Annotated in this window: 22 protein-coding genes and 1 pseudogene; all 23 read left to right on the forward strand. The window is 44.6% G+C overall.

What is annotated here, in order from left to right; genetic code table 11:
• Positions 1-149: 149 nt before the first annotated feature.
• The 23 genes and pseudogenes from HMPREF0240_RS00855 to greA all read left to right on the forward strand — a co-directional run bounded on the left by HMPREF0240_RS00855 (position 150) and on the right by greA (position 23,850).
• On the forward strand, positions 150-836 hold the full coding sequence (locus tag HMPREF0240_RS00855) for a SatD family protein (RefSeq protein ID WP_009001566.1): 687 nt from the start codon (positions 150-152) through the stop codon (positions 834-836).
• Positions 826-1,584, forward strand: coding sequence for a DUF3307 domain-containing protein (locus HMPREF0240_RS00860; protein ID WP_009001567.1), 759 nt, complete (start codon positions 826-828; stop codon positions 1,582-1,584). Before HMPREF0240_RS00855 ends, HMPREF0240_RS00860 begins: the two co-directional genes overlap by 11 nt.
• Before the next feature lie 445 nt (positions 1,585-2,029).
• Entirely contained in the window at positions 2,030-2,719 is a 690-nt protein-coding gene (deoC, locus tag HMPREF0240_RS00865) for a deoxyribose-phosphate aldolase (RefSeq protein WP_009001568.1), read from the forward strand.
• Between the two features lie 10 nt (positions 2,720-2,729).
• Positions 2,730-4,043 (forward strand): transaldolase family protein, encoded by a 1,314-nt coding sequence (locus HMPREF0240_RS00870; protein ID WP_009001569.1) that lies wholly within the window; start codon positions 2,730-2,732, stop codon positions 4,041-4,043.
• Entirely contained in the window at positions 4,021-4,596 is a 576-nt protein-coding gene (locus tag HMPREF0240_RS00875) for a DUF1097 domain-containing protein (protein ID WP_009001570.1), read from the forward strand. Before HMPREF0240_RS00870 ends, HMPREF0240_RS00875 begins: the two co-directional genes overlap by 23 nt.
• Positions 4,597-5,043, forward strand: a complete 447-nt coding sequence (locus HMPREF0240_RS00880; protein ID WP_009001571.1) for a VOC family protein — start codon at positions 4,597-4,599, stop codon at positions 5,041-5,043. It begins immediately after the preceding gene.
• 23 nt (positions 5,044-5,066) lie between these two features.
• On the forward strand, positions 5,067-6,230 hold the full coding sequence (locus HMPREF0240_RS00885; protein WP_035312190.1) for a phosphopentomutase: 1,164 nt from the start codon (positions 5,067-5,069) through the stop codon (positions 6,228-6,230).
• 10 nt (positions 6,231-6,240) lie between these two features.
• Complete coding sequence (locus HMPREF0240_RS00890; protein ID WP_009001573.1) at positions 6,241-7,410, forward strand: iron-containing alcohol dehydrogenase; 1,170 nt, start codon at positions 6,241-6,243, stop codon at positions 7,408-7,410.
• 113 nt (positions 7,411-7,523) lie between these two features.
• Positions 7,524-8,915: an amidohydrolase family protein gene (locus HMPREF0240_RS00895; RefSeq protein ID WP_009001574.1), complete on the forward strand. Its 1,392-nt coding sequence runs from the start codon at positions 7,524-7,526 to the stop codon at positions 8,913-8,915.
• 58 nt (positions 8,916-8,973) lie between these two features.
• A complete protein-coding gene (locus tag HMPREF0240_RS00900) occupies positions 8,974-10,068 on the forward strand; it encodes a BMP family ABC transporter substrate-binding protein (protein WP_148486261.1) in 1,095 nt (364 codons plus the stop codon).
• A 186-nt stretch (positions 10,069-10,254) separates the two neighbouring features.
• Positions 10,255-11,082 (forward strand): nucleoside phosphorylase, encoded by an 828-nt coding sequence (locus tag HMPREF0240_RS00905; RefSeq protein ID WP_009001576.1) that lies wholly within the window; start codon positions 10,255-10,257, stop codon positions 11,080-11,082.
• Between the two features lie 12 nt (positions 11,083-11,094).
• Entirely contained in the window at positions 11,095-12,627 is a 1,533-nt protein-coding gene (locus HMPREF0240_RS00910; protein ID WP_009001577.1) for an ABC transporter ATP-binding protein, read from the forward strand.
• A complete protein-coding gene (locus HMPREF0240_RS00915) occupies positions 12,614-13,702 on the forward strand; it encodes an ABC transporter permease (RefSeq protein ID WP_083806093.1) in 1,089 nt (362 codons plus the stop codon). Before HMPREF0240_RS00910 ends, HMPREF0240_RS00915 begins: the two co-directional genes overlap by 14 nt.
• A gap of 1 nt (position 13,703) precedes the next feature.
• Positions 13,704-14,645, forward strand: a complete 942-nt coding sequence (locus tag HMPREF0240_RS00920) for an ABC transporter permease (protein ID WP_035312193.1) — start codon at positions 13,704-13,706, stop codon at positions 14,643-14,645.
• Between the two features lies 1 nt (position 14,646).
• Positions 14,647-16,644 (forward strand): transketolase, encoded by a 1,998-nt coding sequence (gene tkt / locus HMPREF0240_RS00925; RefSeq protein WP_009001578.1) that lies wholly within the window; start codon positions 14,647-14,649, stop codon positions 16,642-16,644.
• A 208-nt stretch (positions 16,645-16,852) separates the two neighbouring features.
• Positions 16,853-17,632 carry a DeoR/GlpR family DNA-binding transcription regulator gene (locus HMPREF0240_RS00930; RefSeq protein ID WP_009001579.1) on the forward strand — a complete coding sequence of 260 codons (780 nt, stop codon included), beginning with the start codon at positions 16,853-16,855 and terminating at the stop codon, positions 17,630-17,632.
• A gap of 289 nt (positions 17,633-17,921) precedes the next feature.
• Positions 17,922-18,497 (forward strand): annotated as a pseudogene (locus tag HMPREF0240_RS25255) (patatin-like phospholipase family protein); the annotation flags it as partial.
• Between the two features lie 525 nt (positions 18,498-19,022).
• Positions 19,023-20,015: an ornithine carbamoyltransferase gene (gene argF, locus HMPREF0240_RS25260; RefSeq protein ID WP_035312479.1), complete on the forward strand. Its 993-nt coding sequence runs from the start codon at positions 19,023-19,025 to the stop codon at positions 20,013-20,015.
• 91 nt (positions 20,016-20,106) lie between these two features.
• Positions 20,107-21,087 carry a biotin--[acetyl-CoA-carboxylase] ligase gene (locus tag HMPREF0240_RS00940; RefSeq protein WP_009001581.1) on the forward strand — a complete coding sequence of 327 codons (981 nt, stop codon included), beginning with the start codon at positions 20,107-20,109 and terminating at the stop codon, positions 21,085-21,087.
• 65 nt (positions 21,088-21,152) lie between these two features.
• Positions 21,153-21,494 carry a DUF6145 family protein gene (locus HMPREF0240_RS00945; RefSeq protein WP_035312194.1) on the forward strand — a complete coding sequence of 114 codons (342 nt, stop codon included), beginning with the start codon at positions 21,153-21,155 and terminating at the stop codon, positions 21,492-21,494.
• A complete protein-coding gene (locus tag HMPREF0240_RS00950) occupies positions 21,478-22,248 on the forward strand; it encodes a type III pantothenate kinase (RefSeq protein WP_009001583.1) in 771 nt (256 codons plus the stop codon). The genes HMPREF0240_RS00945 and HMPREF0240_RS00950 overlap by 17 nt, the downstream gene beginning before the upstream one ends.
• Positions 22,249-22,261: 13 nt before the next feature.
• Complete coding sequence (dusB, locus tag HMPREF0240_RS00955) at positions 22,262-23,221, forward strand: tRNA dihydrouridine synthase DusB (protein WP_009001584.1); 960 nt, start codon at positions 22,262-22,264, stop codon at positions 23,219-23,221.
• Positions 23,222-23,364: 143 nt separating this feature from the next.
• On the forward strand, positions 23,365-23,850 hold the full coding sequence (greA, locus tag HMPREF0240_RS00960) for a transcription elongation factor GreA (RefSeq protein WP_009001585.1): 486 nt from the start codon (positions 23,365-23,367) through the stop codon (positions 23,848-23,850).
• Positions 23,851-23,914: the final 64 nt, after the last annotated feature.

Here is a 23,914-nt window from a genome sequence, read left to right on the forward strand (position 1 = left end):
AAACGAAAGAATATCCGGCACTTGCCTTTAGTTATACTTTGGATAATTATGTATTATATAAGCTATATTATGTGATTATAGCCATTACAATGAATAATTCTTGATTATTCATCGTAAAAGCTATATAATTAGGTCAAAGGAGGTGCTCTATGTTTTTTATCTTCAAATATAGACCATATATAGCTATTATAGGCGATATAAAGGGTTCCAAAAAACTTTCAGACAGAAAAAAGATACAGGAGAAATTGAAAAAAGTTTTGGATGATATCAATGAAACATATGCCGTGGATATTGCATCTAAATTTATGATTACTTTAGGCGATGAGTTCCAGGGACTGCTAAGTAAGGGGAATCATGCGCTGAAGATTATTACAGAGATAGAAAATAAGATGTATCCAGTAAGAATCCGCTATGGGATTGGAATAGGAGAGATTATTACTGATATTAATGCTGAAATGGCAATTGGCGCAGACGGACCGGGCTATTATAAAGCGCGGGAAGCCCTGGAAGTATTAAGAGAAAACGAAAAGAAAAAACAGACGGATTCAGCCGATATACGCCTTGGGGTTGAGGGCGGGAATGAGTCGTCAGTAATGATGCTAAACACAATTTTAACTTTGATGACAGCTATTAAAGATTCCTGGAGTGACAGGCAGCGAGAAGTTATTTCAGATACACTGGAACATCAGGACGGCCAGGTGAATGTGGCGCGGCGTATGAGTATTCAGCAGCCCACAGTGCAGCGTATCTTGGCTAAAGGAAGATATTATGCATATAAAGAGGCTATGGATATAGTAGGAAGGGCATTAGGGGAAATTACGCAGGATGATATTTAGAGAATACTTTATATTATTATTGTTATCTCATGTTATTGGGGATTTTTATTTCCAGACAGAAATGATGGCTGATAAAAAGGCAAACAGTCTGAAATGGGTTTTTATACACTGTCTGAGTTATTGGGGGGCCATTATGCTGGTTTCCGTATTTGTAATATCCTGTGAGATATTACTATATGGGACTGTTGCTGCAATTGTACATATGATAATAGATCTGATAAAGTACTACTATAATATTAGAATTAAAAATAAAGAATCAGTAACTATATATCGTGAACAGAAACTCTTTTTAGCAGACCAGGCTTTACATATCATTGGCCTGATTTTCATTGCATATCTCTTTACAGCGTATGGGGGCACATTAAGTTTAGTTTCCGGTATGGCCAGATTCACTGAGATTACAAATGTGTCCGGAATAGCGTTTGCGTCGTGGATTACAGCAGTGCTTATCATACATAAGCCTGCTAATATTGCGATATCTAAAATGTTAGCGGTTTACAGGCCGAAAGATAAAGAACGGGGAAGAAAACAGGATAATAATGCCGGAAGGTTCATTGGAACAATAGAACGTATCATTATGTTGATTTTCTTATCCATAGGGCAGTATTCAGCAATAGGGCTGGTTCTGACAGCCAAGTCGATTGCAAGATACGATAAGATTGCGAAGGAACCGGAATTTGCGGAGTATTACCTATTGGGAACCTTATTAAGTACCTTGGCTGTGGTGATCACTTCTTTTATCATTTAATTAACTTAACTTTACATAAGAAACACTCTTGCGTGATCCATGTCTTATTGGCATTTAAGGATTTATGCAGGGGTGTTTTTTATGATACAGGACATTCCTCTGGAATGTCCTGTCAAAAAAACATATGGAGTTGAAAGCGGTGTGCCTGCTTTGTTCTTTGAACGGAGTTATCAAAATTGTTAAAATGTTAGAAATTAAACAATAAAATCGAATAATGTTAACAATTCAACTAATTTTATGAAATAAACCGGTCATTTAAAGGCAGAATAAATGTAATAAAAATAACAAATGTTATTGACAAAACAAAAAAGGCGTGATATATTAACATTGTAACAAACAATATATTGAATATGCGCATCAATATAACAGAACACCTCTGTCACTGAGGTTCTAAAGGATCATAATCTGAGCAGACAGGTGTTTTACATTATTAGGAGGAGAGACAATGTTAACAGTAAATGAGTTTGCGAAACATTTGGATTTGGCCTATCTGGCACCGGACTTACAGAAGGAAGATATCATCAAAGCATGTGATATTGCAAAGAAATATAATGTAAATGCGGTAAATGTGAATTCCTGCTGGGCAGAACTGGTTGTGGAAGAATTAAAAGGTACAGATGTAGGGCCGAGTGCAGTTATTGGATTCCCATATGGCGCGATGTGCACGGAAGCAAAGTTGTTTGAACTTGAGAAGATGGTAGAGCTTGGTTGTACCGCATGCGATATGGTGGTAAATATCGGAGCTATGAAGGATAAAAATTATGAACTGGTACGCCATGAGATCAGTGAGTTTGTGAGGATCTGCGGCGAAGGCTGTGATACAAAGCTGATTTTCGAAGTGGGATTTCTTACAGATGAAGAGATTGCAGAGCTGACCAGAATCTGCTGTGATTGTGGGGTTACCTATGTAAAGACTGCCACCGGTTCACAGGCATTTCCAACTTTGGATCAGGTGCAGATAATGAAGGACAATCTGTCAGGTGATACGAAGATTAAAGTTTCCGGAGTGCCGAGAACATTTACGCTGCCGGCTGCGCTGTATATGTTTGAACATATGGGTGTAAGCCTTGTGGGGACAAGAAGCGCAGGCAAACTGGTAGAAGAATATAGTAAGTACTTAGAAGAAATCGTATAGGGAGGATGTTATGCAGACAGTGAATTATAGTTTAGCTTCCCTGGTGGGCAGTGAGATTCAGATTATTTCTTGCGATGCGGGGTATGTAAGAAGAGCCCTCCATCTGAATATCAGTCTTGAAGAATATGAATTTCTGCAAAAGGCCGTGAAATACATAGGCGTAAGTGACAGATTTAAAGATGTCATTGATTTATTCAAGGTTCCAGAAGGGGAGACCCCGGCAGGCTTCAAGATTGAGTACAATATGAAAGAGAATCAGATATTGGAAATTGACCTGGTGAGAAATATATCGTACGATAAAAACGGTAAAAAAAGGCCGACAAAGTTTATCTTTTCAGCCGATACTGCGAATCCATATGAAGTCGAGCCAATCAAGGATTTAATTGGTAACCTGACCTGCAACCCGGGAATCATTTATGACCTGTTTATCAACAACCCACAGGCAAATATAGGGAAGAAGTTCAAGACGAGAAATGAAGTCATGGCAGAGATTTCGAATATCCTGGGACCAGGCTGTGATATCAGCGTGGAAGTAAATGATCCGTTTGCTGATTTTAATAAGATACTGGAAGAGGCAGAGGAATTCAGAGAGATGTTTTCAGATTACCGGATGGTTATTAAAGTTCCCCATACAGGTCCGGTCAATGCAGGCAATGTGGGGGAATTGCTTTCCGGGGACAAGAAGCTGTCCACACGCTGGAATCAGGCTGCTACAAGGGACTATCTCTATGGTCATAACCTTGCATTAAAATTAAAGGAACATGGATTCAGGGTGAATTACACACTGATGTTTGAGCCGTGGCAGACGGGGATGGCATTGCAGGCTAAACCGTACTTCATTAATAGTTTTGTGCGTCAGCGTTTTGGTGTGACTACATATATTAATGGGTTGCTGAATGCATATCAGCAGACATATGATGACAGATTCCTGCAGGATCTCCGCAGCTTTATGATTGAATGGGATTTTCTGTCTAAGAATGACCAGGATGCGGACTTACATATGGTTGAGAGAATCGCCCGTGAGACGGTAGAATATAGAAAAATCAATGAACGCGAAGGATTTGACGGCATGGATGGTGTAAGGCATAATTTACGGATGCTGCGCAACTCCAATTTAGAGGACACCAGATTGATTATTTGCAGCATTGAAGGCTCCAGAATGTATCCGGAACTTGACAAACTGATGGCAGAGGATGAGTTTAAGGATATGACAGACAAGATTGTTATAACAACAGAACCGAGTTATTTAGCACAGAATACATCAGCACCGCAAGTTATTACATATCAAAGAAGGTTTATGAATGCTGCCAATGGTGAGAAGTAATGTGGGAAGGAGGCACCAGAGCAGAAAGGGTGCCTCCTTTCTGATATTTGCAGTCTTTGTAGGGGTGCAGTCCTTTCTGCTGCAGCTGGCGGACCAGCTGATTGGCACACGGCTTGTAGCCGGGGGGCACAGTGGGTTTGTATTTATAGCATTCCAGGGCTGGGCGTTGTATTTTCTTCTGGGAAGCAATCTAAAAGGTGCGGTAAAAGGTTTCTGCGGATATGTGCTGGGTATCATTTTTGCGGTAATCATGATCAGGTTGTCAGCTTTGATTCCTGGGATTGGGATATGGACGGTGCCGGTTGTTGCACTGATTGTTGTCCCATTTATGATGTGTTTTGAATTAGCTCCGTGGTGTATCAGCAATGTGGCTGTGTTTTTTGTAGGAGCAGGTGCATTTTTCGGAATTAACAGCTATGTGGAGGGGATCAGGATGATCCAGTCAGCAGGAGTTGTCCTGATGTATTGTGTATTCGGGCTGGCAAGCGGCTGGATGAGCATTGTTTTCAGAACATGGCTGGAAGAAAAATTTTTAGTGGGAAAGGAAACATAAATGAGTAAATTAGAAAAGCTTACAAAAATAAACGATATCTGCTTATTTGTTAAGGACTTTCAGGGCGCACTTCAATTTTATACGGAGAAATTTGGGTTTAAGGTAAAACGTCTCCAGCCGGATGCGGAGCACGCGAACTATGCGGAATTTGAATTCCATGGGACAGCCATAACGCTTTGGGATAAAAAAGGGCTGTGCGAGGTTGTAGACCACAAATATATTGACGGGGACGGCCATCATTTTATGATTGCGGTTAAGGTTCCGGCGATACAGGATGTGGATGATATTGCGAAAGAGCTTATAGACAACGGGGTGAACTGCATTAAAGAGCCGTATACCTATGTGTTTGGCTCCCGTGCTGCGTATTTCCAGGACTTTGAAGGAAATGTGTGGGAAGTGTTTGCCTGGGAGGAAGGAAACGGACCGGGGCTTTTGGAGGAAAAGTAACATAAGCAGATGAGGTGAAAAATATGCCCAGATTTACGATAATTGTGTTGGACAGTGTGGGAATCGGCGAATTACCGGACGCGGACGAATTTGGAGATGCCGGAACCAATACTTTAAAACATGTGAATGATTTCCGGGGAGGGTTAAATATCCCCAATTTGAAAAAGCTCGGAATCTTTAATATCAGAGGAACCGGGCTGCCTGCTGTCGATGATCCCCAGGGGTGCTTTGGCAAAGCGGCAGAACGTGGAAAGGCAAAGGATACTACAAATGGGCACTTCGAGATTGCAGGTCTGACGGTTAAGACTCCGTTTAAAGTCTTCGGAGAATCATTTCCGCCCCGGATTATAGAAGAACTGGAGAAACGTATAGGAACCAGGGTCATTGGGAACTATCCGGCATCTGGAACGGAGATAATCAAAGTGCTGGGAGATGAGCATGTAAATACAGGGTATCCTATTGTTTATCTTTCTGCTGACAGCCTAATGCAGATTGCCATGCACGAGAGTGTTATCCCACTGGAACGTCAATACGAAATATGTAAAATAGCCAGGGGGCTTCTTACAGGAGATGACACAGTAAGCCGCGTTATCTGCAGGCCATTTACCGGGGAGAGCGGTCATTATTACCGTACAGAGAACAGAAAAGATTTTTCGATTGATCCGCCCGGGGTTACGGTACTGGATTTGTTGAGTGAGAAAGGGAAAGATGTCATAGGCGTTGGTAAAATAGAGGATATCTTCAACAGGAGAGGGCTTACAGAAATTAACCATACAAAGAATAACAGAGAAGGAATACAGGCGGTGCTTTCCTACTTGAAGACAGGGTTTGATGGGCTTCTGTTTGTGAATCTGGTTGATTTTGATATGCTCTATGGACATAGGAATGACCCGGAGGGGTATGCAGAAGCACTTGAATACTTTGATTCTTATATACCTGACATCACGGGACTGATGGGGGAAGAGGATATCCTTCTGGTCACAGCGGATCATGGATGCGATCCCACAACACCGGGTACCGACCATACACGGGAATACATTCCTATCGTAGTTTATGGAAAACAGCTGCAGGCAGGAACGGATTTGGGAATCCGAAAAACTTTTTCCGATATAGCGGCAACGGTTGCTGAATATTTCGGATATCAATTTCAGTCGGGTACTTCTTTTCTGAAGGATATGAAAGGATAGGTAAAATTATATGGATAGTTTTGAATTTATGTCACCGACAAAGTTTATTCTTGATAAGGATGCAGATAAACTTTGCGGGCAGGAAATAAAGAAGATATCAGATCATGTTTTGTTTGTACATTATGGAGATGGATATATATATGATTCAGGACTTCATGGAAGAATTGTAGAGGCGCTGGAATCAGCAGGTGTAACATATTTTGAACTGCCGGGAGTTGAGCCAAATCCCAAAGTGGACTTGGTTAGGCAAGGGGTTGCAATATGCAGGCAGCATCCGATTGGATGCATTCTCGCTGTAGGCGGAGGAAGCGTAATTGATACTGCAAAGGCGGTTGCACTTGGCGCTAAATATGATGGAGATGTATGGGATTTTTATTCGAAGAAGGCAGTTCCCATGGAAGCGCTTCCCGTAGGTACAGTCATGACACTGCCGGCTACCGGAAGTGAAGGAAGCAACGGAAGTGTACTGAACAATCCTGAGACAGGTGAGAGTGCAGATGTGATGGCAGACTTTTTAAGACCGGCATTCACACTAATGAATCCGGACCTGACCCTTTCAATACCGAAAAGGCAGACTGTATTTGGGATTGTGGATATGTTTTCACATGTATTGGAACGTTATTTCTCCAGTTCTAAAGATGTGAATCTGACAGATTATATGTGTGAAGGCGTTATGAAAGCAATTCTGGTGAATGCCCGTGCACTGATGGAAAATATGGATGACTACAATGCAAGGGCAGAATTTATGTGGACAGCGATCGTGGCGCATAATGGCCTGCTTGCAGCAGGAAGGAACCAGGATTGGGCAACACATGCAATGGGGGCTCAGTTAAGTGCACAGTATAATGCGGTGCATGGATCCACGCTCTCCGTACTGTTTCCAGGCTGGGCAAGATATGTATACAAGGAAAATCTCCCCAGGTTTGTCCAATTTGCCAACAGAGTATTTGGCGTAGAGGTTGATTTCTACAATCAGGAAAAAACGGCTTTGGAGGGAATTCAAAGGCTTCAGGACTTTTTCAGGTCCATGGGGGCACCGACAACTCTTAAGGAAATAGGTGTTGATACAGACGAGAAGTTTAGGAAAATGGCAGAGGACGCATGCAGATTCGGTAATATTGGAGGGCTGAAAGTCCTGAATGCCGATGATGTGGAAAGAATTTATCTGGCATGCAGATAGCCGCCGGCGGATGGCAAAGGCACACATATGGATGATGTCATGCAGAGCACGACGTGTGCCGCGCCGCAAATACGCCGGGGCGTACTTGATAGAAGGGCACAGTAGGTGGGTATATGAAATATGAGACAGGTATCAGCGGGGCAGTCATCGTCTCAGCGCACAATGGATACCGGCCGTTTATTGGTTCGGTAGGTGTGCTGCATGGACGGATAGAAACCGTGGCAGAAGGACAGATAAAGAGTGAGGAATGCGAAGTATTTATAGATGCAGACGGGAAAATTCTGATGCCCGGACTTGTCAACGGTCATTGCCATGGCGACATGACTATGGCCCGCGGGCTGGGGGATGACCTGACTTTGCTGGAACAAAATCATAAATTTGCTGATACCGGATGGTTTTATACCCTGATTCAGGATGAGGACAGATATTATTCCAGGCAGCTGACTTACTGCGAAGCGCTGCTGTCCGGTACGACATTTATTATGGAAAATATGTACTGGGGGCTGGGTGCAGACTCTGTCCGGGCAATGAAGGAGGTTGGTATAAGAGGCGCGTTGGCAGAGGATGTCCGTGTAGATTTTCAGAAACCGGATGAATTCATTTCGGAAGAAGCTCTTACTGATTTTATAAATCTGTGCAGAGAAAATGATCTGATTCCGGTATTGGGCGGGATTTCAGAGGAGGATTATGAAACCAAAAGGCTGAAAAAAATTCAGGCTATTGCAGAAATAAGGGGGATATCCATAACCAGCCATATGGCTGAGAATACCTGGAGGCAGGACATTGTGAGGGAGAAATATGGGACATCTGCCATAGACTATCTGCACAAGAACAGTCTGCTTGGGAAAAAGGTGATAGGCTCCCATGTGGTTTATGCATCAGCAGAGGAGGTTTTTCAGCTGGCAGATACGCAAACGAAAGTTGTAAATACGCCATTGTGTGAAATGAAGATTCAGGATGGTATCGCCCCGATCCCTGAAATGGTTAGAAAAGGCGTAACTGTCTGCCTCGGGACGGATGGGGCAATGTGGAATAATTCAAATGATATATTCCGGGAAATGAAAGGGATGTCGCTGCTTCATTCTTTAAACAGCGGAGTCCGCAGCCTGAAAAAAACGGATATCCTTGATATGGCTACGAGGAACGGGGCAAAATGTTTTGGACTGGAAAAAGAATACGGAACAATCGAAGCGGGAAAAAAAGCAGACTTTATTTTGATCGAAACGAAGGTACCCCATATGCAGCCCATGCTGATCGGGGAAAAGGAAACAGTGACATCTGCACTTGTTTATAATGCGACAGGGCAGGATGTGACGGACGTATTTGTGGATGGAAGACATGTTGTAAAAAACAGAGAAATACAAACAGCAGACGTTTCCGTAATCATGAAAAAAGTGCAGGAGACATCCGAGAAGATTGCAAAGCACTTCCTTCATAAAGAAACTGAAACATCTATGTCGCTAAGGTCCGGAAAGACTGGACCAAAGTCGGCAGGATGTACTTAACAACGAAGGTTCGAAAAGACCAAACCTTAGTTTTTATAAGCAGGGAAAGGAAAATGATATGAAAAAAAGAGTATTGGCAGTTATGCTGGCAGCAGTGATGGTAATTGGACTTGTAGCAGGGTGCGGGAAAAAAGAGGAATCATCATCTTCTGATAATGGCGGGAATGACGATGGTAACAAGAAGTTAAAGGTTGCACTTGTTGTAAACCAGAAATTTGGAGATAAGGCTTCAATGGATGATCTTGCGAAAGGTGCAGATAAGGCGGCAGAAGACTTTGGCGTTGAGATTAAAAAACTGGAATCAGCAGAGGCGTCTAAGTTTGAAGAAGATGTCCGCGCGATGTCCAAGGCTGGATATGACCTGATTGTTACCACATATCCATATATGACAGATGCAACAAAGCTTGTGTCTAAGGAGTATCCCGATACAAAGTATGCGGCTGTATTCCAGACAATTAACCAGGGAGATGAAAAGTTTGAAAATGTATGGGATACAGAATTCCATGGTGAGGGCGCATTTTATCTCGGCGGCTATATTGCTGGAAAGCTCACAAAATCAAATCATATAGGTTTTGTGGTAGGCGGTGAGGAACCAACTCCAAATGCAGAAGGAAACGGATTCATGCTCGGGGTAAAAGCGGCAAATCCGGATGCGACTGTAGAATTTTCTTATGTAGGAAGCTATGAAGATCCGGCGAAAGCAAAAGAGATCACAAGCGCAATGATTTCTAAAGGCTGTGATGTCATTCAGACAGATTCAGGCGCATCTAACGCCGGGGTAGTAGAGGCGAGCAAAGAGGCTGGTATTTTATGTGCAGGCGAAATTTCAGATTATTATGATACATACAATGGATTTTATGGGATTGAGGGAATTGGATTTGGAGATACCGTCTATAAAGCAATTGAAATGGTGTTGAATGATGAATTCACAGGCGGAGAGCACGGTATCCGTGACCTTACTAACGGCGGATATTTTATGGATTGGGATTCCTTCAATAGATTTGCTGATGACAACGCAGAATATAAAGATGTGATGAAAGCGGCAATTGAAGAAGCGAAAAAAATGGAAGAGCAGATTAAAGATGGTTCATTAGTAATACCTTTCAATACAGATGTTCCGAATTGGGATAAAATTAAAGCTTCGGCAGAGTAAGTAACGCGAAAACCTCCAAGCCGTATGAGTGTGACTGCTCATTCGTGTGCCTGACTGTCCCGCTTAGCGGGGCAGTACAGGCACGATGAATGATTGGGCAGGCTCGGGGAATAGTTTATCGTAAAGGCGGGGCTCTAACCGAAAAGCTAACATGGCAACTGCGTAAGGATGAGAAAGGAGACAGTTATGGAAGAAAAAGTAAACAAGGCATCAGCTCCTAAAGCTGAAAACGAGGGTGTATACCACCTTCAGTTAAAACCAGGTGATGTACCGCCTTATGTGATTCTTCCGGGAGCACCGGAACGGACACTAAAAATTGCAAAAAACTGGGAGGATGCAAGGGAAGTAGCGTCCTACAGAGAATATAAAACAGTGACAGGAAAATACAAAGGCATGGAGATGGCATGTACTTCAACCGGCATCGGCGGACCAAGCTCAGAAATCTGCCTGCACGAGCTGAATACCTTAGGTGTTCACACCTGTATAAGGGTTGGCACAACAGGCTGCATTGTGCCGCAGTTTGATTTAGGTGACCTTATTATACCGGTAGCATGCGTGAGAAAGGATGGCACGTCAGCTACTTATATTGAACCGGAGTTCCCGGCCTTTGCGAATACTTATGTAGTGATGGCCCTGATGGAAGCCTGTGAGCGGCTTGGTTTCCGTTACGGACTGGGGCTTGATTATACAGTAGGATCCTTCTATATCGGACAGGGACGCCCGCTGGAGGAAGACGGGAGCGGATATTGGCCGTCATTCGCAGAGAAGATTGTGCCTGATCTTCAGACTGCAGGTGTTACTAATATTGAGATGGAAACATCCGGACAGTTTGTGGTAGGCCATCTGCATGGCATGAGGATGGGCGCAATCCTTTCTGTTATTTCTAACAGGGTTCTGGACCGCTGGGGGGATAACGGCGGTGAAGAAAAAGCGTGCCTGGCAGCGGCTGAGGCAATGAAGATACTGAAAGAATGGGACGATACAGGCAAAGTGGAACTGAAGTTAAAAAAGTAGAGGATGAACATTATGGCAGTAGCAGTTGAAATGTTGAATATATCAAAATTCTTTCCCGGTGTGGTTGCAAACGACGATGTTTCTCTCAGTGTGAAGGAAGGCGAGATACTTGGCCTTATTGGAGAGAACGGCGCCGGAAAATCTACAATGATGAATATGCTATATGGAATGATGGAGCCGGATCTGGGTGTAATCAAATTATTTGGAAAGGAAGTCCGGATACAATCCCCAACTATGGCAATCAAATTGGGTATTGGAATGGTACATCAGCATTTCATGCTGATGCCCAATTTAAGTGTGCTGCAGAACATTATCTTAGGAAAAGCACCGACGAAAAACGGCCTGATTGATACGAAGGCAGCAAAAGACAAGATAACAGAGATTATGGATACGTATGACCTTCCGGTTAAACTGGATGAAAAAGTATATCAGTTATCTGTAGGGGAGAAACAGAGGGTGGAGATTATCAAAGCGCTGTACAGAGAAGCTAAAGTGCTGATCATGGACGAGCCGACAGCTGTGCTGACACCTACAGAGACAGATAAACTTCTGGATGTTTTAAGGCTGCTGAAATCAAAAGGATGCGCAATTATTTTTATTACCCATAAGCTGCGCGAGGTTATGGCCATTACCGATAAGATAGTGGTCATGAGAAAGGGGCTGGTAACCGGCAGCCTGGACACAGCAGAAGCAAGCACGGAAGGGCTTTCCAATATGATGGTAGGGCGCAAAGTAAATCTGGAAATCCCAAGGAAAGATTATAATCCGGATGAAAATGTTTTGGAAGTGGAAGCGGTCAGGGCATTGAACCAGAGAGGGCTTCCGGCATTAAACGGAGTCAGCTTCCAGGTCGCAAGAGGTGAAGTTGTTGGTATTGCCGGAGTAGAAGGAAACGGGCAGACGGAATTGATTGAAGTGGTTTCCGGAATGTTAAAGCCAACTGCAGGCCAGGTACATTTTAAACATCAGGATATTACTGCACATACTGTCCGTCAAAGGAGGGAGGAGGGCATGTCCCATATCCCGGAGGACCGGTTAAAGATGGGAAGTGCTGCAAACTGTACTATCCGTGACAATCTGATCCTGAACCGTTACTATCAGAAACCATATTGTAATGGAGGGATTCTTGATAACAAAAAACTTCATGCCCTTTCTGAGGATTTATGCAGGGATTTTGAAGTAAAGACCCCGGACTCTGACTATAAATTAGGAACTCTTTCCGGCGGAAATATGCAAAAGGTTATTTTTGCCCGTGAGATGGAAGCAGATCCCGATCTGCTGATTGCGGCACAGCCTACCAGAGGAGTAGATATCGGTGCGATTGAATCTATTCACCACAAAATCATAGAAGTCCGTGATTCGGGAAGGGGCGTGCTGCTTGTCAGTGCTGAGCTGGATGAGATTCTTTCCCTTTCTGACAGAATCCTGGTCATGTATGAAGGTGAGATTATGGCAGAGTTCAAACGCGGCGAAGCAGATGAAAAAACCATTGCAGTCTATATGACAGGTGCAAAGAGACAAGGCGGTGACCATGATGAAAAATAAAGGGAATAACAGAATTTTATCTGCAGCAGGTGTCGTGGGCAGGCAGGCGGGCCTGATAATTATAGCATTGTTACTTGCAACACTTTTCCTTGCAGTTTCAGGCTATGAGCCGCTGGCAATCATAAATGGTATTATTGACGGACTGACGCTGGATATCGCAGGAACCATTCGTTGGGCAACCCCGCTGATACTTGCCGGTCTTGCAATTTGTGTTACTTATAAGGCCGAGGTGTTCAATCTTGGCGTTGACGGCCAGTTATATATGGGGGCTGCCGCTGCCACTGCAGTTGCGGTTAATATCCCCAAATCCATGAATCAGGCTGCATCATTGGTGCTGATATTTCTTGCGGCAATGGCTGCAGGTGCATTATTTGCCATGATCCCTGCATTGATGAAGGTGTATCTGAATACAAACGAGGTGGTTTCCACGCTGCTTCTGAACTTCATTGCGGCGTTATATATTGAATATCTCGTAATAGGCCCTTTACGTGATCCTGAGGCAGGAACCAACCTGAATGCAAGTGCTGTCTTAAATGAGAATACATGGCTGCCGCGTATTTCATTTTTTGAGCCTTCTTCTGCAAATATTGGATTTTATATTGCAATCGTCGTTATGATTATCCTGACATTTGTTTTCTTTAGAACTGCATTCGGACATGAAATTAAAATTGTAGGCGCCAATCCAACTCTGGCAAAATACGCTGGTATGAAGCCGAAGAAGACGATTCTGCAGGTTATGGCAATGAGCGGTGCTATTGCAGGAATCATAGGGGCTGTAGAAGTGACTGCTGTGCAGCACAGGCTTCTGGCAGGCTTCAATCCTGATTTTGGTTTCGATGGCATTGTTGTTTCTCTGCTGGCAAATAATAATCCGATTGGAGTTCTGTTTTCCGGGATTTTCTTCGGTGCATTAAAGAACGGTGGAATCAACATGGAGCGTATTACAGATGTGCCGTCTGCGGTGACGGACATTGTGACTTCAATTATATTTATCACAATCAGTGCAAAGTTTGTACTGCCGAAACTAAAGAGGAAATTAGCTGGAAAGACACCGGCGAACGAAGGAGGTAAATAAGATGAGTATAGCAGTTATTTCGGATACACTGGCATCTATGATAAGAATTGCCACTCCTTTGATGCTGATGGCGCTTGGCGGTCTTTTGTGTCAGCGTGCGGGTGTCTTCAATATCGCTTTGGAAGGATTCTCGCTGGTAGGGGCTTTTGCAGCAATTGCGGTTGTACAATATACTGGAGGTAGCGTGTGGGCAGGACTGATTGGTGCAATGCTGATAGGAACGATTTACAGCGCGCTGTTTGCATTATTTGTAACCAAATTCAAGGCGGATAATATTATAGCCAGTATTGCGATGAATACATTGGGAGCCGGGCTTACTTCTTATCTGCTGCGCGCGATGTTCGGAGTGCAGGGAGCATACAGTCCGGATCAGATTCATAAACTTGCGATGATTCATATCCCGGTGATCAAGGATATCCCTATCCTGAACTGCATCAGCGGACAGAGCATTGTCACTTATTTTGCCATTATTTTAATTGTTGTGATTTACGTTATGCTATTTAAAACAAAGATGGGGCTTGCTATCTGTGCTGTTGGTGAGTCGGAGGTTGCGGCTAAAACAGCAGGCATCAGGCCCGCACTGATAAAATGGCAGGTGGTTCTTATATCAGGTGCACTTTCGGGGCTTGCAGGAGCGTATTTGTCAACAATATCTGTTTCCCAGTTTTCAGAAGATATGATTCAGGGGCGGGGCTTTAATGCTTTTACAGCTCTTGTATTCGGCAATGCACATCCAATATTCTCTTCACTGGTTACATTAATGTTCGGGTTTGCAGATGCTATTGGAATAAGGATTGAACTGGTGGGAATGAATATTTCACCATCCATCATTAAAATGTTCCCGTTCCTGTTTGCAATTGTGGCACTGGCAATCAGCTCATACACCACAAAGCTGAAGGTAAAGGGAGTGATCGGACATAAGCAGAGAAAGGTAAAAGAATAGAATGAATGAACAATTAGAACAATTAGCAGTAAATGCGATCAGAATTTTATCCGCAGACATGGTTCAAAAAGCAAATTCCGGGCATCCGGGCCTGCCTCTGGGGGCAGCGCCTATTGCCTATGAGGTGTGGGCACATCAGATGAGCCATAACCCTGCGGATCCGAAGTGGATGAACCGTGACAGATTTATTTTGTCGGCAGGACATGGCTCCTCTATGTTATATTCACTTTTGCACCTGTTTGGATATGGAAATCTTGGGATTTCAGACCTGAAGGATTTCCGGCAGTTAGATTCCCTGACCCCGGGGCATCCGGAATATGGGCATACGGCAGGCGTGGAGGCGACGACAGGTCCCTTGGGGGCCGGGCTTGGCATGGCAGTAGGGATGGCAATGGCAGAGAAACATCTGGCAGCCAGGTTTAACCGTGAGGGGTATCCCGTTTTTAACCACTACACATTTGCATTATGCGGAGATGGATGTTTGATGGAGGGGATTTCCTCCGAGGTGATGTCCCTGGCAGGTACAAACAAGCTGGATAAGCTGATTGTGTTGTATGATTCCAATTCTATAACTATAGAAGGAAGTACGGATATTGCATTTACCGAGGATGTGGAAAAAAGGTTTGAGGCATTTGGATTCCAGGTTCTTGCTGTTGAAGACGGCAACAATCCGGTGGAAATCGGGAAGGCAATTGAACAGGCGAAGGCAGAAAAAGAGAAACCATCGTTCATCAAAATAACAACCAAAATCGGTTATGGAGTTCCTGCAAAAGAAGGAAAAGCAAATGCGCACGGGGAACCTCTGGGTGAAGAGAATGTGAAAATATTGAGAGAATCTTTGGACTGGCCGTTAAGTGAAGCATTTGCAGTGCCGCAGGAGGTATATGAGCATTACCATACCCTGGCACGGGGCGGTGCAGCCAAAGAGCATTTTTGGCAGCAGATGTTCGAAGAATATTGTAAAACATATCCTGGCCTGAAATCTGAACTGGATGAGTATTATAATGAAAGCAGCCCGGCAGGACTGCTTGAAGATGAAGCATATTGGGCAAAAACAGGAAAAGCAGAGGCGACCAGGAGTATTTCCGGAAAAGCACTGAATTATATCAAAGATAAGCTGCCGAATGTGATAGGCGGTTCTGCGGATTTAGGCCCATCCAATAAAACAGTTATGGAGGGGGAGGCTGATTTTTCAGCAGACTGCCCGGAGGGACGGAATATCCATTATGGCGTCAGGGAATTGGGAATGACCGCCATAGCAAACGGAATTCTGCTGCATGGAGGGCTGCGTACCTATGCTGCAACATTCTTTGTGTTTGTAGATTACATGAAGCCGATGCTGCGTCTTTCTTCTCTGATGGGGCTGCCGATGATTTCTGTACTGACCCATGACAGCATTGGCGTGGGGGAGGATGGACCAACCCATGAACCTGTAGAGCAGCTTACTATGCTTAGGGCGCTTCCGAATATGCATGTATTTCGGCCTGCTGATGAGGCTGAGACGAAGGCAGCCTGGTACTCTGCCCTTACTTCGCTGCACACACCGACATGTCTTGTACTTTCCAGACAGAACCTTCCGGTATTGGAGAATACCGGGAAAGATGCCCTTAAGGGTGGATATGTCCTGAAAAGGGAATCGGGTGAAATTGCAGATATCATTTTGATTGCCACTGGCTCAGAAGTCGGAATCGCCTTGGAGAGTGCTGAGAAATTAGAGCAGGAGGGGGTATCAGTCAGGGTAGTGAGTATGCCGTGTCTGGATTTATTTGAGGAGCAGGATGAGGCTTATAAAGAGGCTGTCCTGCCGGAAAATGTGAAAAAACGAGCGGTTGTAGAGGCCGGAAGCAGTATGTCATGGGGAAGATATGTCGGCCTGGATGGCTGTTATATAACGATGGATGGATTTGGAGCCTCCGCACCGGCAGCACAGCTGTTTGAAAAATATGGGTTTACTGCCGGGAACGTTACTGAGCATTTGCGGAAAGAACTTTTATCATAACAAGTATTTAAAACAAGTATTTATATATTTTCGGGTATTTTTTGTATACAGTAAAATATAGTTATAGTTCAGCCTTATGACTGAACTATAACAAGATGTATCCTAAAACACATGGCCAAGTCTTTTCCGGGGCATAAGTTTATGCTATAATAGCAGTGGTGTGATAACGCAATCTCGGTAAGAAATGAAGAGTGAGAGGTAATTCTTTGTGAGTAAAAAAGATGAGAGATTAAACCGGTTAATAGAAATTTTAAAAATACAGAACGGTGCTACAATCCGGGAACTGGCACAACTGTTGGATGTGTCGGAGATGACAGTGCGCAGGGATTTGGATACGCTCAAGGCGAAGAATATGATTTTGGACATTCCGGGAGCCGCTGTTCTGAATACCCAGTATGTATATGAGGGGGAAGATGACGGATATCAGCTGTCTATGGCAACCCACGCCCATGTGAATGAAAAGGAACGCATAGGAATGTTTGCGGCATCTTTGATTCAGCCAGACGATTGCGTGATTATTGATAATGGCTCTACTGTGGAATATTTGGCAGATAACATCGCGAAGGATACGAAGATGACTATCTTTACTTGTAATCTGAATATCCTGAATAAGATATGTAATAACCACAATATCTCGATTATTTTTGGGGGTGGGTACTATCATCCGGACACGACATTGTTTGAATCCTCGGAGAATATTACTTTAATTAAGAATATCAGGGCAACGAAGGTATTTGCATCTGCGGCAGGTGTCCATGAGACAATGGGGGTTACCTGCATGAATAATTATGAACTGGAGATTAAGCAGGCAATTATCCAGTCTGGTGCAGAGAAGATACTGTTGGCTGACTCCAGTAAGTTTGGGGTGATAAAACCTTGTTTTATCACAGATATTGATATATTTGACAGAATTATTACTGATACAAATATTTCCGAAGAATGGATACAGCTTATTCGGGATAAGGGAATACATTTGGATATCGTCTGATGTAATGAAGGGCATTATGATGCACCGGAGGATCCTGATAGTAACAGAAGGCTGTATATATAGAGATACGCTGGGGATAGTAAGTATAACCAGATGATATTAAGGAACCGCATTTTATGGGAAGCCGGGATTTAACGGGGGTGGACCATGGGATGCGGTGTTTTTGGATGTGGATTATTGCAAAGGACGGTTTTTATGGGAACAGCAGGCAATTTCTGCACGTATTCTGCGTATAAAGTTGCATTTTTAGCCCGGAATATAGTATACTATCATAAATCGAGGTGAGCATATGGAACCATTATTGGACTTATCGAAGGAATATGGGATTGTACTGGACGGAGGAGGAGCCAGAGGGGCTTATCAGATCGGAGCCTGGAAGGCGTTGAAAGAAGCTGGTGTAAAGATTAATGCAGTCGCCGGTACTTCGGTTGGCGCTTTAAATGGAGCGCTTATCTGTATGGATGATGTTGAGAATGCGGAAAAGATATGGACCGGCATGACATTTTCCAAAGTGATGGATGTAGATGATGATTGGATGGAGAGCCTGTTCAACCACGAGAATAAGTTTACGGAAGTGATAGCAGAGATTTGGAAGCGTCTCTCAGACGGCGGTGTGGATGTTACTCCATTGCGCCAGCTGATCCACGAGGTGATCGACGAGGAGAAGATCCGCAGTTCCGGGAAGGAATTCTTCCTTTTGACCTTTTCACTGACAGATTTTAAAGAACTGGATCTGAGCCTGGACGATATTCCTGAAGGGATGCTGGAAGAGTTTCTCCTGGCAAGTGCTTATCTGCTGGGATTCAAGAATGAGAAGCTGCATGGAAAGCGCTATATTGATGGCGGTGTTGTGAATAATGTGCCGTTAAAGTCCCTGGTTAAACGTGGATATACTAATATAATTGAGATCCGCATTTACGGACCGGGCAGAGAACCGAGAGTGAAGCTCCCGGAAGATGCCCAGAAGTACCAGATCGGCCCTCGGGTTGGCTTGGGAAGTATTATTGAGTTTGAGAGTAAGCGGAGCCGCCAGAACATGAAAATCGGTTATTTTGATGCCAAACGGGTGCTCTATGGCCTGGAAGGTTTCATTTATTATGTGGAGCAGACACATAAGGATGACTGGTTTGAGGAACAGCTGGCGGATATTCCGGATATAGAGAGAGCGGAGATGGCATTTGTGCTGAAGCTGCCGCTGACATTTAACGTTAAGGAACTGTATATGGCGATGCTGGAGGCCAGTGCAAAACAGCTGCGTATTCCAAAGTATCAGATATATACGACGGATGAATTATATGACCTGACAGCCGGGCGGTATGAAGAGCTTGCTGACAAGATTCATTTGCCGAGATTTACACACGTACTAATGAATATAGGGAGGGACAACACAATGAACTTAAAAGGAAGAAACTTTTTGACGCTGAAGGATTTTACCCCGGAAGAGATTACCTACCTGCTTGACCTTGCGGCGGACCTGAAAGAGAAGAAGAAAAACGGAGTACCTGTAGATTATTATAAAGGGAAGAACGTAGCTCTTATTTTTGAAAAGACAAGCACCAGAACACGCTGTGCATTCGAGGTGGCTGCCCACGACATGGGAATGGGCTCTACTTATCTGGATCCCAGCGGCTCACAGATCGGGAAAAAGGAAAGTATCGAAGATACGGCCAGGGTACTGGGCAGAATGTATGACGGTATTGAATACCGCGGATTCGGACAGGATATCGTGGAAGAGCTGGCAAAATACGCAGGAGTCCCTGTGTGGAACGGCCTGACAAACGAATACCATCCGACCCAGATGCTGGCAGATCTGCTGACCATCCGGGAGCATTTCGGCAGACTGGAAGGAATCAAACTGGTATATATGGGAGATGCAAGATACAACATGGGCAATTCCCTGATGATCGCGTGTGCAAAGATGGGAATGCACTTTGTAGCATGTACGACATCCAGATATTTTCCGAATGAGGAGCTGGTAGAGACATGCAGAGGATATGCGGCTGAGTCCGGTGCCACGATTACACTGACTGAGGACGCTATGGCCGGAACAAAGGATGCAGACGTAATATACACAGATGTCTGGGTATCCATGGGTGAGCCGGATGAAGTCTGGGAAGAGCGCATCAAGGAGCTCTCCCCATATAAAGTAAGAAAAGAGATCATGGATAACGCAGGAGAGGGAGCAATCTTCCTGCACTGCCTGCCGGCATTCCACGACCTGAAAACAAAGATCGGGAAAGAGATGGGAGCAAGATTCGGTATTACAGACATGGAAGTCACAGACGAAGTATTTGAATCCGCGCAGTCTAAAGTCTTCGATGAGGCAGAAAACAGAATGCATACCATCAAGGCAGTCATGGTTGCAACACTGGGAGAATTTTAAGAATATTCAGAAAACGGAGAGCAAAGGGGTCAGACCCCTTTGCCAAAGGGGTCAGACCCCTTTGCTCTCCGTTTGAATTTGGGGTGAAGTTTTGAAAGCAGAAATATTAAAAATGCTGCGGGAAAGCAACGATTATGTTTCGGGCCAGCAGTTATGTGAAAAACTTGGAGTTTCCCGAACTGCTGTCTGGAAGGCAATCAACCAGCTAAAGGAAGAGGGATATCAGGTGGAAGCGGTGCGTAACCGTGGTTACCATATCGTGGAAAGTCCGGACGTGATCTCAAAGGAAGAGATCGTCAGTATGATCGACACGAATTGGGCTGGACAGGAAGTCTACTATTATAATATAACGGACTCTACCAATATCCGGGCAAAGCAGCTTGGAGATGAGGGGGCCCCCCACGGGACTCTGGTTACAGCCGATCAGCAGAGCGCCGGCAGAGGACGCCGCGGGAGAGGCTGGGAGTCACCGCCGGGATGCAGCGTTTATATGTCAATTCTGCTCCGCCCTGATATCCCTCCGGTAAAAGCTCCCATGCTGACTCTGGTAATGGCCTTAAGCGTTGCCGGAAGCCTGAAGGATTGCACCGATCTGGACGTACAGATTAAGTGGCCTAACGATATCATCCTGAACGGAAAAAAACTGGTGGGTATTCTGACAGAAATGAGCACGGAAATTGATTATATCAATCATGTGGTAATCGGCGTGGGTATCAATGTGAACATGGAATATCTTCCGGAAGGAATACGGGATAAGGCAACTTCTCTCCGCCTGGCAACCGGACATGTTGTAAGACGCAGTGAACTCATTGCGTCCACAATGAAACAATTTGAAAGATACTATGGATTATTTCTGGAAAGCCGGAATCTCGAAAGTATGCGTGAAGAATACAATCAGCTGCTTGTAAACCGCGGGAAAGAAGTGCGGATTCTGGGAGGAAAAGAAGAATATAACGCTGTGGCGCTTGGAATAAACTCAGAAGGCGAATTATTAGTCCGCCGTGAGGATGGATCTGAGGAGGCTGTTTTTGCCGGAGAGGTATCCGTACGCGGCGTGTATGGGTATGTATAAATTTTAAGAATATTCAGAAAATGGAGAGCAAAGGGGTCAGACCCCTTTGCAGGAAAGGACGAATCATGGAAGAGGAAGTTGTTCTGTGCGGGGCCAGTTCGTATGAGCAGAAGTTCTATCTGAACCCCGAGTTTGAGACGCTGCCGGATAATATTCAGCAGGAGCTGCAGATTATGTGTGTGCTGTACACAGAGGATGTGGGCGGTGTGCTGATGGTAGTATATGATGAACAGGGAAACCTGGAACTGAGGGTGGACCACCGGGAGGATGATTTTACGTTTGATGAGATAGGCAGCGTGTTGAAGATCAAAGAACTCCAGCGTACGAAGTCAGAGCTTTTCGAATCGCTGGAGCTGTTCTATAAGGTATTCTGCTTAGGGGAGGATATGGATGTTACTGACGATTGATGTGGGAAATACAAACATTACATTAGGTATATTTAATAATGATAAGCTGCTCGGAACTTTCCGCATGACCACGAAGCGGTCAAGGACTTCGGATGAGTACGGTTTTACGATCTGCGGTATACTGGAGCACCGGGATGTGGGGGCGAAAGATGTAGACGCTGTGATCATAGCGTCTGTAGTGCCGGATATTATGCATTCGCTGATGAATGGAATTATCAAGTATCTGAATGTAAAACCGCTGGTTGTTTCTGCCGGGATCAAGACCGGAATTCGTATCGTGACCGAGAATCCGAAGGAAATCGGACCTGACCGTATTGTGGACGCAGTAGCTGGATATGAGCTGTTCGGCGGCCCGGTGATCGTTGTGGACTTCGGGACGGCGACAACCTATGACCTGATCGGGCCAGGCGGTACCTTTGAAGCAGGTATCACTGCACCGGGGATCGAGACTGCGGGACGTTCCCTCTGGGGCGGGGCTGCCATGCTTCCGGCCATCGAGATCAAGAAGCCATCGTCCATCCTGGCAAAAGAAACCATCTCCAGTATGCAGGCGGGCCTTGTCTACGGGGCAATCGGTCAGACTGAGTATATCATTCGAAAAATCAAAGAAGAATCCGGTTACAAAAATGCTGCTGTAGTAGCCACAGGCGGCCTTGGCAAAATCATTGCAAAGGAGACCGATAGTATAGACGAATACAGGCCTGATCTGACACTTGACGGACTTCGCCTGATTTATAATAAAAACAGAAAATAGTGAGATAATAGTCATGAAACAATTGAAAATCGGCAATGTGCAGTTACAAAATTCTTATATACTAGGGCCCATGGCAGGAGTAACAGACCTGCCATTTCGCTTGCTCTGTAAAGAGCAGGGCGCTGGCCTTGTCTGTATGGAAATGGTAAGCGCCAAAGGGATCCTTTATAACAATAAGAATACAGAAAGCCTTCTGGAGATCCATCCGGATGAAATGCCCGCCTCACTGCAACTGTTTGGTTCCGACCCTAAAATCGTCAGTGAGATGGCAAAGAAGATTGAGGAACGTCCCTTCGCTATTCTGGACATAAATATGGGATGTCCCGTGCCAAAAGTAGTCCGCAATGGAGAAGGCTCCGCATTAATGAAAAATCCAAAGCTGGTCTACGAGCTGGTGAGCGCGGTTGTAAAGGCGATCAAAAAGCCGGTGACCGTGAAGATCAGAAAAGGCTTTGACGAGGATCATGTCAACGCAGTCGAGATTGCAAAAATTATTGAGGAAGCCGGAGCAGCCGCCGTAGGTGTTCACGGACGGACAAGAGAACAGTATTATTCTGGGAAAGCAGACTGGGAGATTATCCGAAAGGTAAAAGAAGCCGTCTCCATCCCGGTTATAGGGAACGGTGATGTTACATCAGGAGAAAAAGCCATAGCCATGCGGGAACAGACAGGCTGCGATGGAGTCATGATTGCCAGAGGCGCCCAGGGCAACCCGTGGATATTCTCTGAGCTGACAGTGTATGAACAGTCAGGTACACTTCCTCCCAGGCCCTCACTTGAAGAGGTTAAGAAAACCATGCTGCGCCATGCAGCCCTCCAGCTGGAGTACAAAGGTGAGTATCTTGGAATCCGGGAAATGCGGAAGCATGTTGCCTGGTATGTAAAAGGCCTTCACGGTGCTGCAAGACTGAGGGATGCTATTAATAAGGTAGAGACGTATGAAGAACTTGAAAATATCTTGACATCGTTATAGGGATTGGGTATAATATTGAAATTGTGAAATATAAATTTAAACAGGACAAGAATCAGCGTATTGTGATGCTGATCGGAAGCAAGCTTAATAAATAAAAGAACAGAACGAGAAGAAAGAAATAGAAAGGAAAGGGAGCAGTTAACATGGCAGAAGCAAAGAAAAGATTACTTACTTATGCAGGCCTTAAGTCACTGGAAGACGAGTTGGAGAATCTGAAGGTTGTCAAACGAAAAGAGGTCGCAGCTAAGATTAAGGAAGCGAGAGAGCAGGGAGATTTATCTGAGAATGCAGAATATGATGCGGCAAAAGATGAGCAGCGCGATATCGAGGCCCGTATCGAAGAGCTGGAAAGCATCCTTAAAAATGCAGAGGTAGTTGTTGAGGATGAAGTAGACTTCGACAAAATCAATGTAGGATGTAAAGTAAAAGTATTTGATATCACATACGATGAGGAAATGGACTTTAAAATTGTTGGTTCAACAGAAGCAAACAGTCTGGAAGGAAAGATCTCCAATGAATCTCCGGTAGGGCAGGCATTAATGGGCAGGAAGACAGGAGACTTAGTAGAGGTAGAGACACAGGCCGGACAGATTCAGTACAAAGTGCTCGAGATCAGCCGTTCAATGTAATAAACCAATGAAATGCAGACCCCTTATCTACAAGGGGTCTGAATTCGCATATAAAGGAAGGAGA

Source organism: Clostridium sp. D5 (genome assembly GCF_000190355.1).
GTDB lineage: Bacteria > Bacillota > Clostridia > Lachnospirales > Lachnospiraceae > Faecalicatena > Faecalicatena fissicatena_A.

Excerpts from the sequence above, each read along its gene's own strand:
- deoC (WP_009001568.1), top strand. The coding sequence starts at position 2,030 with ATGTTAACAGTAAATGAGTTTGCGAAACATTTGGATTTGGCCTATCTG.
- HMPREF0240_RS00915 (WP_083806093.1), top strand. The coding sequence starts at position 12,614 with ATGATGAAAAATAAAGGGAATAACAGAATTTTATCTGCAGCAGGTGTC.
- HMPREF0240_RS00895 (WP_009001574.1), top strand. The coding sequence starts at position 7,524 with ATGAAATATGAGACAGGTATCAGCGGGGCAGTCATCGTCTCAGCGCAC.
- argF (WP_035312479.1), top strand. The coding sequence starts at position 19,023 with ATGAACTTAAAAGGAAGAAACTTTTTGACGCTGAAGGATTTTACCCCG.
- HMPREF0240_RS00855 (WP_009001566.1), top strand. The coding sequence starts at position 150 with ATGTTTTTTATCTTCAAATATAGACCATATATAGCTATTATAGGCGAT.
- HMPREF0240_RS00875 (WP_009001570.1), top strand. The coding sequence starts at position 4,021 with ATGCTGCCAATGGTGAGAAGTAATGTGGGAAGGAGGCACCAGAGCAGA.
- HMPREF0240_RS00945 (WP_035312194.1), top strand. The coding sequence starts at position 21,153 with ATGGAAGAGGAAGTTGTTCTGTGCGGGGCCAGTTCGTATGAGCAGAAG.
- HMPREF0240_RS00920 (WP_035312193.1), top strand. The coding sequence starts at position 13,704 with ATGAGTATAGCAGTTATTTCGGATACACTGGCATCTATGATAAGAATT.
- HMPREF0240_RS00860 (WP_009001567.1), top strand. The coding sequence starts at position 826 with ATGATATTTAGAGAATACTTTATATTATTATTGTTATCTCATGTTATT.
- HMPREF0240_RS00885 (WP_035312190.1), top strand. The coding sequence starts at position 5,067 with ATGCCCAGATTTACGATAATTGTGTTGGACAGTGTGGGAATCGGCGAA.
- HMPREF0240_RS00900 (WP_148486261.1), top strand. The coding sequence starts at position 8,974 with ATGAAAAAAAGAGTATTGGCAGTTATGCTGGCAGCAGTGATGGTAATT.
- tkt (WP_009001578.1), top strand. The coding sequence starts at position 14,647 with ATGAATGAACAATTAGAACAATTAGCAGTAAATGCGATCAGAATTTTA.
- HMPREF0240_RS00870 (WP_009001569.1), top strand. The coding sequence starts at position 2,730 with ATGCAGACAGTGAATTATAGTTTAGCTTCCCTGGTGGGCAGTGAGATT.
- HMPREF0240_RS00890 (WP_009001573.1), top strand. The coding sequence starts at position 6,241 with ATGGATAGTTTTGAATTTATGTCACCGACAAAGTTTATTCTTGATAAG.
- greA (WP_009001585.1), top strand. The coding sequence starts at position 23,365 with ATGGCAGAAGCAAAGAAAAGATTACTTACTTATGCAGGCCTTAAGTCA.
- HMPREF0240_RS00950 (WP_009001583.1), top strand. The coding sequence starts at position 21,478 with ATGTTACTGACGATTGATGTGGGAAATACAAACATTACATTAGGTATA.
- HMPREF0240_RS00880 (WP_009001571.1), top strand. The coding sequence starts at position 4,597 with ATGAGTAAATTAGAAAAGCTTACAAAAATAAACGATATCTGCTTATTT.
- HMPREF0240_RS00910 (WP_009001577.1), top strand. The coding sequence starts at position 11,095 with ATGGCAGTAGCAGTTGAAATGTTGAATATATCAAAATTCTTTCCCGGT.
- dusB (WP_009001584.1), top strand. The coding sequence starts at position 22,262 with ATGAAACAATTGAAAATCGGCAATGTGCAGTTACAAAATTCTTATATA.
- HMPREF0240_RS00905 (WP_009001576.1), top strand. The coding sequence starts at position 10,255 with ATGGAAGAAAAAGTAAACAAGGCATCAGCTCCTAAAGCTGAAAACGAG.